At 69.8% G+C, this 15,202-nt stretch carries 14 protein-coding genes; 1 reads left to right on the top strand and 13 read right to left on the bottom strand.

What is annotated here, in order from left to right; all coding sequences use genetic code 11:
• Positions 1-106 precede the first annotated feature (106 nt).
• Genes nusB through Q9R39_RS17425 form a run of 3 tightly spaced genes read right to left on the bottom strand, consistent with a single transcriptional unit; the run spans position 107 to position 2,290 of the window.
• Positions 107-592 carry a transcription antitermination factor NusB gene (nusB, locus tag Q9R39_RS17435; RefSeq protein WP_058250343.1) on the bottom strand — a complete coding sequence of 162 codons (486 nt, stop codon included), beginning with the start codon at positions 590-592 and terminating at the stop codon, positions 107-109.
• Between the two features lie 3 nt (positions 593-595).
• On the bottom strand, positions 596-1,159 hold the full coding sequence (gene efp, locus Q9R39_RS17430; protein WP_058250342.1) for an elongation factor P: 564 nt from the start codon (positions 1,157-1,159) through the stop codon (positions 596-598).
• Between the two features lie 21 nt (positions 1,160-1,180).
• Positions 1,181-2,290 (bottom strand): aminopeptidase P family protein, encoded by a 1,110-nt coding sequence (locus Q9R39_RS17425; RefSeq protein WP_311277881.1) that lies wholly within the window; start codon positions 2,288-2,290, stop codon positions 1,181-1,183.
• 96 nt (positions 2,291-2,386) lie between these two features.
• Here Q9R39_RS17425 and Q9R39_RS17420 point away from each other — a divergent pair, with 96 nt between their 5' ends.
• Positions 2,387-2,893, top strand: coding sequence for a B-4DMT family transporter (locus Q9R39_RS17420; RefSeq protein ID WP_058250561.1), 507 nt, complete (start codon positions 2,387-2,389; stop codon positions 2,891-2,893).
• A 108-nt stretch (positions 2,894-3,001) separates the two neighbouring features.
• Here the strand turns inward: Q9R39_RS17420 and aroB are convergent, their stop codons facing one another.
• The 10 genes from aroB to Q9R39_RS17370 all read right to left on the bottom strand — a co-directional run bounded on the left by aroB (position 3,002) and on the right by Q9R39_RS17370 (position 15,119).
• The gene (aroB, locus tag Q9R39_RS17415; RefSeq protein WP_311277880.1) at positions 3,002-4,126 is read right to left on the bottom strand and encodes a 3-dehydroquinate synthase; all 1,125 of its coding nucleotides are present in this window, start codon (positions 4,124-4,126) and stop codon (positions 3,002-3,004) included.
• 17 nt (positions 4,127-4,143) lie between these two features.
• A complete protein-coding gene (locus tag Q9R39_RS17410) occupies positions 4,144-4,701 on the bottom strand; it encodes a shikimate kinase (protein WP_311277879.1) in 558 nt (185 codons plus the stop codon).
• Positions 4,698-5,906: a chorismate synthase gene (gene aroC, locus Q9R39_RS17405; RefSeq protein WP_311277878.1), complete on the bottom strand. Its 1,209-nt coding sequence runs from the start codon at positions 5,904-5,906 to the stop codon at positions 4,698-4,700. The genes Q9R39_RS17410 and aroC overlap by 4 nt, the downstream gene beginning before the upstream one ends.
• 51 nt (positions 5,907-5,957) lie before the next feature.
• Complete coding sequence (locus Q9R39_RS17400; RefSeq protein WP_058250338.1) at positions 5,958-6,362, bottom strand: A24 family peptidase; 405 nt, start codon at positions 6,360-6,362, stop codon at positions 5,958-5,960.
• An 88-nt stretch (positions 6,363-6,450) separates the two neighbouring features.
• Positions 6,451-7,320 carry a shikimate dehydrogenase gene (locus tag Q9R39_RS17395; protein ID WP_058250337.1) on the bottom strand — a complete coding sequence of 290 codons (870 nt, stop codon included), beginning with the start codon at positions 7,318-7,320 and terminating at the stop codon, positions 6,451-6,453.
• A 14-nt stretch (positions 7,321-7,334) separates the two neighbouring features.
• Complete coding sequence (gene mltG / locus Q9R39_RS17390; RefSeq protein ID WP_247452000.1) at positions 7,335-9,272, bottom strand: endolytic transglycosylase MltG; 1,938 nt, start codon at positions 9,270-9,272, stop codon at positions 7,335-7,337.
• A complete protein-coding gene (ruvX, locus tag Q9R39_RS17385; RefSeq protein ID WP_165630135.1) occupies positions 9,259-9,720 on the bottom strand; it encodes a Holliday junction resolvase RuvX in 462 nt (153 codons plus the stop codon). The genes mltG and ruvX overlap by 14 nt, the downstream gene beginning before the upstream one ends.
• Positions 9,720-12,395 (bottom strand): alanine--tRNA ligase, encoded by a 2,676-nt coding sequence (gene alaS / locus Q9R39_RS17380; protein ID WP_165630136.1) that lies wholly within the window; start codon positions 12,393-12,395, stop codon positions 9,720-9,722. The genes ruvX and alaS overlap by 1 nt, the downstream gene beginning before the upstream one ends.
• A gap of 137 nt (positions 12,396-12,532) precedes the next feature.
• A complete protein-coding gene (locus Q9R39_RS17375) occupies positions 12,533-13,918 on the bottom strand; it encodes a replication-associated recombination protein A (RefSeq protein WP_058250333.1) in 1,386 nt (461 codons plus the stop codon).
• 7 nt (positions 13,919-13,925) lie between these two features.
• Positions 13,926-15,119 (bottom strand): hypothetical protein, encoded by a 1,194-nt coding sequence (locus Q9R39_RS17370; RefSeq protein WP_078112347.1) that lies wholly within the window; start codon positions 15,117-15,119, stop codon positions 13,926-13,928.
• Positions 15,120-15,202: the final 83 nt, after the last annotated feature.

Genomic DNA, 15,202 nt, shown 5'->3' with positions numbered 1-15,202 from the left:
TCTCCGCCTCGCAGGACGGATCGTTAAAGGATGTCTGTCTCGCGACACTCTACACCGGGCGGCGACGCCGACGAATTCCCGCGACGTACGCCACACCCGGTGCGGATCAGTTCGGCTCCGGCCGTCCGGGTGCGGCCCCGCCGGGTTCGGCGGAGGCGGCTGCGCGGACCTGCGGCGCGAGCTCGGCGATCTTGGCCAGCACGCCGTTCACGAAGGCCGGTGAGTCGTCGGTCGAGAGTTCTTTGGCGAGTTCGACCGCCTCGTCGACGACCACGATCGTGTCGACGTCGAGGGAATTGAACAGCTCCCACGTCGCCAGTCGCATGATGGCGCGGTCGACGGCCGGGAGGCGTTCGAGGGTCCAGTCGCGCAGATACGACGAGATGACCGCGTCGACCTGACCCTGGTCCTCGGCGAGTCCCTGGATCACGGTCGCGGTGTAGTCGTGGATCGAGCCGACGCTCTCGTCCGAGCGGACGTATTCACGACGTTCGGCGACGAGCTGCGCGGGACTGACCTTCTTGGCCTCGGCCTCGAAGAGCAGGTCCACCGCGCGCCGCCGCGCCTTGTGTCGGGTTCCGGGTTGTTTCACAGGTCAGGAGTTGACGCGGCCGAGATAGCTGCCGTCGCGCGAATCGACCTTGAGCTTGTCACCGGTGTTGATGAACAGCGGAACCTGGATCTCGGCGCCGGTCTCGAGCGTGGCGGGCTTGGTGCCGCCGGTGGAACGGTCGCCCTGGAGTCCGGGATCGGTCTGGGCGACGATCAGCTCCACCGTGACCGGCAGTTCGACGAACAACGGGTTGCCCTCGTTCAGCGAGACCTGCACGGTCATGTTCTCCAGCAGGAAACGGGCGCCGTCACCGACGGTGGCCGGCGGCAGGGAGAACTGCTCGTAATCCTGCGCGTCCATGAACACGTAGTCGGTGCCGTCGTTGTAGAGGAAGGTCATGTCGCGACGGTCGACGGTCGCGGTCTCGACCTTGACGCCCGCGTTGAAGGTCTTGTCGACCGTCTTGCCGCTCAGCACGTTCTTGATCTTGGTGCGCACGAACGCGGGGCCCTTGCCCGGCTTGACGTGCTGGAACTCCATGATCTGCCAGAGCTGGTCGTCCATGCGCAGCACGAGGCCGTTCTTGAAGTCGGCGGTGGATGCCATGTGGTTTTCGTTCCCTTGCAGTCAGATGACGGTGAATGTCTTGTCGGTGGCGGTCAGCAGGTCGGGGTCGCCGTCGGTGACCACCAATGTGTCCTCGATCCGGACCCCACCCCATCCGGGTAGGTAGACACCGGGCTCCACGGTGACCGCAGCACCGCATGGCAGTGTACCCGCCGCGAGTTTGCCGATTCCCGGCGCTTCGTGGATCTCGAGTCCCACTCCGTGACCGAGACCGTGCACGTAGTTCTCGCCGTGGCCGGCGTCGGCGATCACGTCGCGGGCCGCGGCGTCGACCGCCCGCAGGTCGGCGCCGGGCGTGAGGGCCCGGCAGCCCGCGGCCTGTGCGGTGGCGACGAGTTCGTAGAGGTCCCGCTGCCACGACGCCGCGCGCCTCAGGACGAAGGTCCTGGTCATGTCGGAGTGATACCCGCCGACCACCGAGCCGAAGTCGATCTTGACCAGATCGCCGTCCGCCAGAGCCGTGTGGGTGGGCCGGTGATGCGGGATCGCCGAGTGCGCGCCGGCGGCCACGATCGTCTCGAACGCGATCCCGTCGGCCCCGAGGCGATACATCTCCCACTCGAGCGCCCGGGCGACCTGCCGCTCGGTCGTCCCGGCCCGCAGGACGCCGTCGGCGATGATCTGCGCCAGGGCCGCATCCCCGATCGCGCACGCCGCCCGGAGCAGCTCGATCTCTCCCGGTTCCTTGACCGCGCGCAGGTTCTGCACGACACCGGTCGTGCTGACGAGTTCGATCCCGGAGTCCCCGACAGCCGCGGACAGCGCTCGGTGCCCGGCCACGGTCTCGGTGTCGGCCTCGAAGCCGACGCGACCCGCCCCGGCGGCCCGGGCGTGGTCGACGAGGGCGCGCGCCGCCGAGCGTTCGATGATCGGCTCGACGTCGGGCACCTGTTCGGCGACCTGGGTGAGATACCGGCCGTCGGTGGCGATCCGATCACCGGCCGGATCGTCGACGTCGATCAGCACGGCGGCGTTGGAGCCGGTGAACCCGGTCAGGTAGCGGACGTTGACGAGGTCGGAGACGACGAGGAACGAGACCGGGTCGTCCGCGGTACGCAGCTCGGCACGCAACCGGGCGCGGCGGCCTGCGGTGTCATGGTTGATCGGCACCCCCGCCACGCTACGGCGGGGTCTCGAACGGCGCGAACCCGACCACTTCGACCAGGTGTGTCCGCGGTCACCAGACCCGTGAGTAAGATGACGCGCATGTCTTCGTGGTTGGTGCGCGGTCTGACGATGACCGCAGTTCACGTCCTCGCCCGCGTCTTGCTGGGATTCGCCGTGGTGCAGGCGCCGCTGAACTCGACGATCTGGCGCACCATCGCGATCGCGGTCGTCGTGCTCATCGCCCTGGTGTGGGGTGGTTACGACGGCATCCGCGACGCCCGCGCCAACCCGGATCCCGATGACTACGAGGATCTGACCGTGCGCTGGCTGCAGGCCGGTGTCCTCGCCGGCGTTCTCGCCGGGTTGATCTCCTGGATCCTCGGCACGGTCGTCCTGGCCGGCATCGGGCAGGCCAGCCTGTTCATCGAGCTCATCGCCGGGGCGTCGTTTACCGCACTCCTCGTCTTCGTCCCGGCCTTCGTCGGCGCGGCGATCGGCCGGTTCCTCGTCCGGCGCGACCAGAACAAGGGCGCAGCCGACGACGACTGGTCGGTGCACGAAAATCGTCACGCCGACACAGATGCCCCGACTCGGGAGATCCGCTGACGTTGTCTTGACCGGCCCTCTACCCGCAAATCCACCCCTTTTCCACAAACCCACCACGCTCGGACGGGCTGGGTTTGCGGAAAAGGGGTGGGTTTGTGCAGCGCTGGACTAGAGCAGTATCGAGGTGCGCTTCGACGCCGGGCCGCCGGCCACCGCTGAATAGGCCGCGGCGATCAAGCCGGGGTCGGGCCCCTCGAGCCGGCCCGGCTTGGCGAGTCCGTCGAGCACGACGAAACGCAGTACGCCGGAACGGTTCTTCTTGTCCCCCGCCATCCCCTGCAGGAGATCGGCGAACGCATCCGGGTCATAGGTCGTCGGCAACCCCACGAGATCAAGGATCGCCTTGTGCCGGTCCGCCGTGGCGTCGTCGAGGCGGCCCGCCAGGCGCGAGAGTTCGGCAGCGAACACCAGGCCCACCGACACCGCCGCGCCGTGACGCCAGCGGTAACGCTCGCGGCGCTCGATCGCGTGGCCGAGAGTGTGGCCGTAGTTGAGGATCTCGCGCAGCGACGACTCCTTGAGGTCGGCCGACACCACGTCGGCCTTGACCTGCACCGAGCGCCGGATGAGATCGGGCAGTACCGGCGACGTCGGGTCGAGTGCGGCTGCGGGGTCGGCCTCGATGATGTCGAGGATCGTCGGATCGGCGATGAACCCGGTCTTGATGACCTCGGCGAGTCCGGCGACGATCTCGTTGCGCGGGACGGTCTCGAGCGTGCCGGTGTCGATCAGGACGGCGTCGGGTTCGTGGAACGAGCCGACGAGGTTCTTGCCCGCCTCGGTGTTGATGCCGGTCTTGCCGCCCACAGCGGCGTCGACCATCGCCAGCAGGGTCGTCGGGATGTGGATGACCCCGATGCCGCGCATCCAGGTCGCCGCGACGAACCCGGCGAGGTCGGTGGCGGCTCCCCCGCCGAGGCTGATGACCTTGTCGTTGCGTTTCAGGCCGATCCGGCCGAACACCTCCCAGCAGAACGACGCGACCGACAGGTCCTTGCCGGCCTCGGCGTCGGGGATCTCGACGCGATGGGCGTCGAACCCCTTATCCGCCAGATACTCTCGGATCTGTTCGGCGGTCTTGGCCAGCGGCGGCTGATACAGGATCGCGATGCGGTCGGCGCCCTGCGCGGCCGCGGCCACCTCACCGAGGAGTCCCCGGCCGATGGTCACGTCGTACGGTGCGCCGGCGTTGACCCGGATGGCGATGGGTTCGTTCGCTGCCTGTTCGTTCACGGTGATACTCGGCTTCCTCACATCAGTTCACGGGCGAGTTGGACGACCACGGCGTCGGCCACCGCGTCGGGGTCGGGGTCGGCGTCGACGTCGAAGGTGCACACCGCCTCGTAGACGGGCGTCCGCTCGGCGAGCAGTTCGGCGTACCGAGCGGCGGGGTCGGCCGTCGCCAAGAGAGGACGATCGGTACCCGACACGCGCTCGTACCCGCGCTCGGGCGACACCCGCAGGTACACGACGCGCTGGTCGGCCAGTGCCTCGCGGATCCCGGCGGTCGTCACCGCGCCGCCGCCGAGCGACACCACCCCGCCGTGGTTGTCCAGGACATCGGTGACGACGTTGGCCTCGATAGTCCGGAACCCCTCGAGACCGTCGGACTCGAAGATCTCCGGGATACTGCGGCCGGTGCGCCGGACGAGTTCGATGTCGGTGTCGATGAAGTCGACGCCGAGCCGGTCGGCGAGCATGCGACCGACGGTGGACTTCCCGGCTCCCATGAAACCGATCAGTACGGCCGCCGGGCGGCGACCGGTCGTCGGACGCGTCGGGGTCGGGGGTGCCGGGGGCTGGGTCATGCCCGGGGCGGACGCGCGTCGACGGCAGCCCGGTAGGCGGCGAGATTCGCGCCGGTCTCGGTCACCGAGTCGCCGCCGAACTTCTCGAGAGCGGCCTGGGCCACGACGAGCGCGACCATCGCCTCGGCGACGACGCCCGCCGCGGGCACGGCACAGACGTCGGAACGCTGATGGATGGCGCTGGCCGTCTCCCCGGTCGACATGTCGATCGTGGACAGCGCACGCGGCACCGTCGAGATCGGCTTCATCGCGATCCGGACGCGCAGGTCCTCGCCGTTGGTCATGCCGCCCTCGAGTCCGCCCGCGCGGTTGGTCGATCGCAGGACGCCGTCGGCACCGGGCACCATCTCGTCGTGGGCCTCACTGCCACGCCGGCGGGCGGTGGTGAAACCGTCGCCGACCTCCACACCCTTGATCGCCTGGATGCCCATCAGGGCGGCCGCCAGCTTGGCGTCCAAGCGGGTGTCGCCGCTCACGTGCGAGCCGAGGCCCACGGGCACCCCCGTGGCGACGATCTCGACCACGCCGCCGAGGGTGTCGCCGTCCTTCTTCGCCGCCTCGATTTCGGCGATCATGGACTTCTCGGCATCGGCGTCGAACGCCCGGACCGGACTGGCGTCGATGGCCTCGAGGTTGGCGATGCGCGGCGGCGGACCGACGTAGGGATCGCTCGCGCCGATGGAAATGACATGGGAGATGACGTCGACGCCCAGTACCTGGCGGAGGAAGTTGCGGGCGACCGTGCCCGCGGCGACACGCGCGGCGGTCTCGCGGGCGCTCGCGCGCTCCAGCACCGGACGGGCGTCGTCGAAGCCGTACTTGAGCATGCCGGAGTAGTCCGCGTGCCCGGGGCGGGGACGCGTCAGCGGTGCGTTGCGGGCGCTTCCCTCGAGTTCGGCCGCGTCCACCGGGTCGGCGGCCATCACCGTCTCCCACTTGGGCCACTCGGTGTTGCCGATCTCGATCGCGACCGGGCCGCCCATGGTCTGGCCGTGGCGAACCCCGCCGAGCACGGTGACCTGGTCGGCCTCGAACTTCATCCGCGCACCGCGGCCGTAGCCGAGCCGGCGGCGTGCCAGTTGCCCGGCGATGTCGGACGAGGTGACCTCGACACCGGCCACCATGCCCTCGACGATGGCGACCAGGGCGGGACCGTGGGATTCTCCGGCAGTTATCCAGCGCAACACAGTGATCGATTGTTCCATGCTGCCGAGCCCGGTCCGACGGCGGCGCCGCCGAACCACGCGTAGCACGCGTCACAACAGACCGGCGACCACGATGGTGGCGGCGACGAGCGCGGGTCCGTGCGGATGCGACCCGCGGCCGGCGGGGGCGCGGCGACCCACGCGATCGCCGACCACCGTGCCCACCGCGATGACCGAGGCGAGCGCCACCACGAGCAGGGCGGCGTCCCACCGTACGGTGAGCGCACCGCACGCGATGGCGAGCTTGACGTCCCCACCGCCGCACCATCGCATCCCGAAGGCGAGCGCGTACGGGGCCGCGGCGACCAGCGCGGCCACCGCCGCGCCGGGGTGGACTGCGCACGCGCCCACCGCACCGCAGATACCGGGCCAGACGAGCACGTTCGGGATCCGGCGGGTGTCGGCGTCGGTCACCGCGATGACCGACAGCCAGATCAGGATCACGCACTCGGCCATCGGTCGAGCATGTCGGGGTGATCGACCGGCACCGCTCGCCCGTCCACAACCGGCACGTCCTGTGGACGGAGTCGGAGCTCCCCCGGAATCAGTGGGCGGTGAGTGCCGCGACCATCACGTCGCGGGGTGCGGGCAGCCCGGTGAACTGCTCGACCTGTCGGAATGCCTGGTTGACGAGCATGACCAGACCGCCGACCACGGTTCCACCGGCCGCGTCGACCGCGGACGCGAGCGGAGTCGGCCAGGGGTCGTAGATCACGTCCACGACCTTGCGTGCCCGCGCCACGGCGGGCGTCAGGACCGCGGCCGCGTCGGCCGGCACCGTCGACACGACGACCGCGGACTCGCGACACCTTCGGGCCAGCGCCTCGGCGGGTTCGAAGGGCACGACATCTCCGTTCATCCCCAACCGCTCACACAGTTCGAGGACGGGCGCGGCCCGGCCGGCGTCGCGGGCGACCACCGTGACGTCGGTGATGCCCGTCTCGGCGAGCGCCATGATGGTCGGAAGTGCCGTGCCACCCGCTCCGACGACCACGGCGACCGGCGAGGTCCCGGCGGCGAGGTCCGCGTCGACCGCGAGGTCGGTGAGCGCTCCCGACACGCCGTCGATGTCGGTGCAGTCCGCGCGCCAACCGGTCGCCACGCGCACCAGGGTGTTCGCCGACCCGACCAGTTCGGCGCGTTCGGTGCGTTCGGTGGCGAACTCGAGGGCAGCGCGTTTGTTGGGCATGGTGACCGAGAACCCGATGAAGTCGGCGTCGGCTCCCGAGACGATCTCGGGCAGACGGTCGGCGGTGCACTCGATCCGGTCGTACCGCCAGTCGACCAGCCCGAGTGCCCGGTAGGCGGCCAGATGGACACGCGGCGAGCGCGAGTGCGTGATCGGCGACCCCAGAACCGCGGCCCGACGGTGGTCACCGTGCGGTGAGCGGACGTCGGCGGGCACGGTGTTCATGGCGGGTCCGCTGCTCACTGGCTGCAGCCGGTGGCCACCAGCTTGTTGCGGCAGGCGACCTGGCGGTTGCGGATGTGATCTTCGAAGGTGTTCGCGAACAACGTGGTCCCGGCGGTGTCGACGGTGACGAAGTACAGCCATCCGCCGGGCGCCGGGTCGAGCATCGCCTCCAGGGCGGGCACGCCGACCGCCGCGATGGGCGTGGGCGGCAACCCCTTGTACCGGTAGGTGTTCCACTCGTTGTCGTTCTTGTACGCCTCGCCGTGGACATCGATGTTCGTGATGTCGGCCGTGTAGTTCTGCGTCGAATCCATCTGCAGCAGCTGGTCGCGGTCGAGGCGGTTACGGATGACCCGCGCCACCTTCGGCGCATCCTCGACATGCCGGACCTCGCGCTCGACGATCGACGCCGCGATCAGGGTGTCGTACGGCTCGAGTCCGGAGTTGTTGCGGTCGAGCAGTCCCCATTGTTCGAACATCGTCGCGCTGCTGGAGATCATCTCCCGCAGGATCTGCGTGGCGGTGTGATCGGGTTCGATGCGCTCCCAGGTGGTCGGCGCGATGAGCCCCTCGATCCGGCGGTGATCGCCCGTCATCTCGGCGACGTTCTGTTCGGCCCACGCGGGCACACCGAGCTCGGCCGGGGTGGTTTCGGCGGCGGCCTTCTCGAGGTCGGCAACCGTCACCCCCTCCTGCTGCCCGTTGAACGAGAACGACGTGGCGTTCTCGATGAGCTGGAAGATGCCCGGGGTGACCTTGCCGTCGATACCGGTCTTCGAATCGAGCTGCAGCCCTGGCGGGATCACCACCCGCCCGACGCGGTGCACGGCGCCGTCGGCGGTCAGCATCTCCACGGCCGTGGTGGCCGGGATCTGGGTGCGCATCTTGTAGAGGCCGCCGGACATCGGCTGTCCACCGGCGGCGTCGACGAACGCCCGCACGCTGCCCACCACGTCGGCGTCGACGAGGATGCGGCCGAAGTCGGCGAGCGTGGAGTTGTCCGGGATGTCGACGACGACATCGCCGGAACCGGCGGCGTTGGTGTAGTCCTTGCGCGACTCGAGCAGGCCGGTGGCGCGCACACCGTAGTAGCCGACCCCGGTGATCAGCGCGAGCATGAAGACGATCGCGACGGCGAGGACCGCACGACGCTTGCCCCGGCTGCGCTTGCGGCGCGGCGTACGGCGCTGTTGCTGGTCGGGTTCGGTGTCGTCGGCGCCGGGCCACCAGTCGTCGTGCTCGTCGTGCTCGTCGAAGCGCCGGTCTCGTCGGGCGACGCGATCGTCGTCACGGATCGGGCGTGCGGTGCCCGGCGTCTCGAAACGCCCGGTCTCGAAACGCCCGGCGTCGTGGCCACCGGTGTCGTAGCGCCCGGTGTCGTACAGCTCGGCGTCATGGCGTTCTGCCCCGTGACCCGCCGGCTCGTAGTCGGCAGCGGTGAACTCCTCCGCGGCGTGATCGTCCGGGAAAGAACGAGATTCGTCGGGGCGAGGACCCCGGGCCGGAGGCGCCGGAGCGGCCGGACGGGCCATGGTGAAGTCGGTGTCGACGTCGTCTTCGACAGGACCCCCGGCAGCCGTTGATGGACCGGGCTGCGGCGGACCGGGCTGCGGCGGACCGGGCCGCGGTGGTGCCACCGGCGGCGGGGTGGGCGGCTGCCCCGGCGGGATGCGGACCGGCGTCGCGCGGGGGCCGGGCGTGCCGGATACCGGCCGCGCCTGTTCGGCGGGCGGGACATTCGGCGGGGCCGGGCGCCGGGGAGCCGGTTCGGCATTCTCGCCACCGGCGCGCCGGCGGCGGTGCCGCGTGTGGGGCGACCCGTCGGCCGACTGCGTGAAGTACCGCAGACGCTCGGGATCCATGCCCTCGGCACGGCGTCCCTGGCCGTCTCGGTGCCGGGTGCGACGCCGATCATCGGTCACCGGAGGCTCCCCTGACTCACCGTCGCGCATCCAACCACCCCTGCAGAATAGCGACCGCCGCGGCCTGGTCGATCACCGCGCGCGAGGACTTCACCGTCCGGCCGCTGGCGTGCAGTGCCTGCTGTGCGGTCACCGTCGTGAAACGTTCGTCGTGCCAATGCACGGCCACCGGGTCGATCCGGGTCGCGAGACGGTCCCCGAATTCCTGTGCGGTCTCGGCCGCCGCCCCCGCGGTGTTCTTGAGCGTCTTCGGTAGCCCCACCACCACGCCGACGGCCTCGTACTCCGTGACCAGCGCCGCGATGCGGTCGAGATCGTCTGTGCGCGAAGGGGTTCGACGCACCGTTTCGACCGGTGTGGCGAGGATGCCGTCGGGATCGCACACGGCGACGCCGATCCGGACGCTTCCGACGTCAATCCCGAGGAGTCGCCCGCGGGTCCGCTGGTGACCGTCGGCCCGGGTGTGCGGATCCGGCATCAGGCGACGAACTCGCGGATTCGCGTCAGTGCCGCGTCGATCCCCGCGGGATCGGTGCCCGCGCCCTGGGCCAGATCCGGCTTGCCACCGCCACGACCGCCCACCAACGGCGCGACCTCCTTGACGAGGTCACCGGCCTTGATCCCGGCGTCGCGGGCGGCCGCCGTGGTGGCGATCACGAACGGCACCTTGGCATCCGGTCCGTCACCGCTCGGCGAGAACAGCGCGATCACCGCCTGGCGGTCGGCGACTCGGCCGCGGAGGTCGGTCACCACCGAGCGCAACCCGTTGGCGTCGAGGCCCGGCACCCGTCCCTCGACGACGAGGGTGGCACCGACGGTCGTCGCCGTGTCGAGGAGACCGGACACCGCGGCCCGGGCCGCCTCGGCACGTACCCGCTCGAGTTCCTTCTCCGCGTCACGCAGCTTGGTGACGAGCTGCTCGACCCGGCCGGGCACCTCTTCCGACGGGACCTTGAGCGACGACGCCAGGCCGGCCAGCAACGCACGCTCCTTCGACAGGAACCGGAACGAGTCCATGCCGACGTAGGCCTCGACGCGCCGGACACCCGACCCGACCGAGGACTCCCCGATCAGCGTGATGGGTCCGATCTGCGATGACGACGCCACGTGCGTGCCGCCGCACAGCTCCATGGAGAACGGCCCGCCGATCTCCACCACGCGGACGACGTCACCGTAGTTCTCGCCGAAGAGCGCCATCGCGCCCATTGCCTTGGCCTCGGACAGACCCGTCTCGAACGTGTTGACCTGATAGTTCGCCTCGACCGCGGCGTTGCTGATCTCCTCGATCTCGCGTCGCTGGGCCTCGGTCACCGGGCCGCTGGCGTTGAAGTCGAAGCGCAGGTAACCGGGCCGGTTCAGCGAACCGGCCTGCGTCGCGCCGGGGCCGAGGACCTCGCGCAGCGCGGCGTGGACCATGTGGGTGCCGGAATGGCCCTGCGTGGCGCCGTGACGCCACGCGGTGTCGACCGCTGCGAGGACCTCGTCGCCTTCCTCGATCTCCCCCTCGTCGATGCGGACCTTGTGCAGCCACACCGACTTGCCGACCTTCTGCACGTCGGTCACCGACATGCGCACTCCCGACCCGGTCGTGATGGTGCCGACGTCGGCCATCTGGCCACCGCTTTCGGCGTAGAGCGGGGTGCGGTCGAGGACGACCGTCAGTTCCTGGCCGGCCGACGCCGCCGGCAGCCGTGCGCCGTCGGCGACGAGGCCGAGCACCCGCGCCTCCGACACCAGCTCGTCGAAGCCGGTGAACTCGGTCGGCCCGCGATCGAGGAAGTCCCGGTAGACGCTCAGGTCGGCGTGCCCGGTCTTGCGGGCGGTCGCGTCGGCCTTGGCGCGTTGCTTCTGCTCGGCCATCAGGGCGGTGAAGCCCTCCTGATCCACCGAGAGACCGGCCTCGGCGGCCATCTCCAGGGTGAGGTCGATCGGGAAGCCGTAGGTGTCGTGCAGCGTGAAGGCGTCGGAACCGGTGATGGTCGTACGCGACGCACTCTTGGTGGCGGTCGCCGCGTCGGCGAACAGCTTCGACCCCGCGGCCAGGGTCTTGGAGAAGGAGGTCTCCTCGCCCACGGCCACGTCGACGATGTGCCGGCGCTGCGTCTCCAGCTCGGGGTATGACGGTGACATCAGGTCGATGACCTTGCCGATGATCGTGCCCATGGTCGGCTGATTGTCACCGGCGCCGAGCAACCGCATCGACCGGACGACCCGACGCAGCAGGCGGCGCAGGACGTACCCGCGGCCGTCATTGCCGGGCAGCACGCCGTCGCCGATCAGCATCGCCGAGGTCCGCGCGTGGTCGGCGACGACCCGGAACCGGACGTCGTCGGCATGCGAACCGGCGGCGTATGCACGTCCGGACAATTCCGCGGCGAGGTCGATGATCGGCTTGCACAGGTCGGTCTCGTACACGTTGTCGACGCCCTGCAGGATGCAGGCCACGCGCTCGACGCCCATACCGGTGTCGATGTTCTGCTTGGGCAGCGGGCCCAGGATCTCGTAGTTGTCCTTGCCGCCCCCGGGACCGCGGACGTTTTGCATGAAGACGAGATTCCAGATCTCGATGTAGCGGTCCTCGTCGGCCTCCGGCCCACCCTCGACGCCGTACTCGGGTCCGCGGTCGTAGAAGATCTCCGAGCACGGCCCGCAGGGACCCGGGACGCCCATCGACCAGTAGTTGTCCTTCATGCCCCGTCGCTGGATGCGCTCGGCCGGCACGCCGATCTCGTCGCGCCAGATGGCCTCGGCCTCGTCGTCGTCGAGATAGACCGTCGGCCACAGCTTCTGCGGGTCGATACCGAAACCGCCGTCGTCGACGCTGTTGGTCAGCAGCGTCCAGGCGAAGGTGATGGCCTCGCGCTTGAAGTAGTCGCCGAAGGAGAAGTTGCCCGCCATCTGGAAGAAGGTGTTGTGGCGGGTGGTGATGCCGACCTCGTCGATGTCGAGGGTGCGGACGCACTTCTGCACGCTGGTCGCCCGCGAGTACGGGGGCGTCTGCTCACCCAGGAAGAACGGCTTGAACGGGACCATGCCGGCATTGACGAACAACAGATTGGGGTCGTCGAGGAGCAGCGAAGCGCTCGGCACCTCGGTGTGCCCGGCTTTGATGAAGTGGTCCAGAAAGCGCTTCCGGATGTCATGCGTCTGCACTGTGGGTTTCGTCCTAGCCGTTGGTGGTCCCAGCCGTTCGGTGGTAGCGGCCGTTGTTTGTCGCGACATCCCAGCCTACCGTCGGCGAGTCGCCGGGGGCGCAGGGACTCTGCACTGGGGAAACGCCCCACGGACGGTCAGCGCGACCGGCGCCGCGACACCGCGCCACGCACGATCGATCGCAACTTCGCGACCCGCGGCCCGATTTCGCGTTCCAGCCCATGGTCGGTGGGCTCGTAGTAGTCCCGGCCGACCAGGTCGTCGGGCGGATACTGTTGCGGCACAACCCCGTCGGGATCATCGTGCGGATATCGGTATGCGACACCGCTACCGAGCTTCTTGGCCCCCGGATAGTGACTGTCACGCAGATGGGCCGGAACCGCGCCGGCCTTGCCCGACCCGACATCGGCGAGGGCCGCGCCGATCGCCGACACCACGCCCGCCGACTTCGGTGCCGTCGCGAGGTGGATGGTGGCCTGTGTGAGCGCGAGTTTGGCCTCCGGCATCCCGACGAGGTTCACGACCTGAGCGGCCGCGACCGCGGTCTGCAGGGCCGTCGGGTCGGCCATGCCGATGTCCTCGCTGGCGTGGATCATGAGGCGCCGCGCGATGAACCGCGGGTCCTCCCCGGCCGCGATCATGCGGGCGAGATAGTGGACGGCGGCGTCGACGTCGGAACCCCGGATGGACTTGATGAACGCACTCGTCACGTCGTAGTGCTGGTCGCCGTCCCGGTCGTACCGGACGGCGGCGCGGTCGATCGCGGTCTCCACATCGGCGAGGTCGATCCGGTCGGTGGCGTCGGCGCTGGCCTCCAGCGCGGTCAGCGCCCGGCGCGCGTCCCCACCGGACACCGCGACGAGGTGGTCGTAGGCGGCGTCGGTCACCTCGACCTTGCCGTCGAGCCCACGCGGGTCGGCGACCGCACGAGTCAGCACCTCCCGGATGTCGGCATCGGTCAGCGACCGCAGCTGCAGGACCAGCGACCGGGACAGCAGCGGCGCGACCACCGAGAACGACGGGTTCTCGGTCGTGGCCGCGACGAGCAGCACGATCCGGTTCTCCACGGCGTCGAGCAACGCGTCCTGCTGGGTCTTCGAGAACCGATGGACCTCGTCGATGAACAGGACCGTCTGCTGACCGCCGTTCTTGCCGTCACCGATGAGCCGGCGCCGGGCCACGTCGATGACCGCGCGCACCTCCTTGACCCCCGCCGACAGCGCGGACAGGGCCTCGAAGCGGCCGCCGGTGGCGCGCGCGATGAGCGAGGCCATGGTGGTCTTGCCGGTTCCGGGCGGCCCGTAGAGCAGCACCGACGCCGCGCCCGAGCCACTGATCAGCCTGCGCAGCGGCGAACCGGTGCCGAGCAGGTGCTGCTGTCCGACGATCTCGTCGAGGGTCTGCGGCCGCATGCGGACCGCCAGGGGTGCGGTCGGGGCCGGTGGTGCGGTGAGACCACCGGCGTTGCCATGCCCGTCGGAGCCGGCCCGAGGATCGTCGGGTGGGTCGAACAGTCCGTCCACGAGCGTGTCAGGCCAGCCAGATGCGCTGCAGCGCGACGCCCATCGCGGTCGCGAACACCGCGATCTCCTCGTCGCCCGCGCGTCCCGCGGCGGCGGCGAGGTCGGTCCAGCGGCTGACGATCACGCGGGGGTCGTTCGTGTGCAGCGCCCAGTCATGCGTGAAGCCGGCGGCAGTGACGTCGGCCGGCTCGAAGTCGGGCGCCTCGACGTCCGCGTCCGGGCGGGTGGGAGCCAGCGGGTCGCTCGGCAGCATCCACACCGTCGACAGCCACACCCACAGCTGACGGGCGAGCAGCACCTTGCGCTGCATCTCCCGCTCATGGGCGAGCGCCGGCCAGATCGAGTGCACCTCCGAGCGCCATGCGTCGACCATCGAGACCTCGAGGTCGGTGGCCCGAGCAGTGGTCCGGGGCGGAAGCTGCGCGGTGATGGTCACGAGGGCGTAGGCGATGTCGAGGGTGGCGTCGCGGAAGCCGCCCCACTCGTAGTCCATGAACTGCACGCCGTCGTCGTTGAGCAGGATGTTCTCGGGCCCGACATCCGACGGACTGAATGCGCGGTGATCGCCCTCGTCGAACAGCGTCGCCGCGGTACGCAGCGACTCCACCACCTGCTCGGGGACCTCGACGTCGAGCGCGGCCGCGTGCCCCACCACCGAGTCGATCGACCGCAACGCCTCGTCGCGCAGGATGTCGCGTCCCTGCATCCCCGACGGTCCGCGCCGCAGCAGCGCGAGGAAGTCGCCCTCGCCGCCGACCGTCGCCGCGTGCATCCGGCCGAGTGCCTGGCCCCAGGCACTGACAGCACGTGAGGTCTCGACCGGGTCGACGCCGGCCAGGTACTCGAGCATCGTCCGGCCGTGGCCGAGGTCGGAGAGCACCATGATGCGGAGATCGGTGTCGGAGGCGATCAGTTGCGGCCCCGGGCGCGATTCGTTCGGGAGGGCGGTCGCGTACTTGTACGACGCGATCTCCCGGTGGAAGGCCTGTGGGTCCTCGTGTTCGGGAAGGGCCTTGATCACCAGTGAGCGGTCCAGGCTGAGGGGGTTCTGGGCGACGCGGACCCGCACGACCGTGGTGCGTCCGCTGCCGCCGAGGTCCTCGGGATCGTCGAGAACCACTGCTGATCCGGCGCGGTGTGACAGCAGCGCCTCTGCCGCCCGCACCACGCTGGTGATGCGGCTTTCCGTAATGACCGTCATGTCGCCAACCAACCTACCCGTTGCAACGTTGTCGCAACAGCGCGTTCGTCCATCTGTACCACGTCGTTACCGGTATAGCCCGA

Origin of the sequence: Gordonia sp. AC31, from assembly GCF_031844505.1 — a bacterium.
GTDB classification, from domain to species: domain Bacteria; phylum Actinomycetota; class Actinomycetes; order Mycobacteriales; family Mycobacteriaceae; genus Gordonia; species Gordonia hongkongensis.
This window is presented reverse-complemented; position numbering and strand designations above follow the sequence as displayed.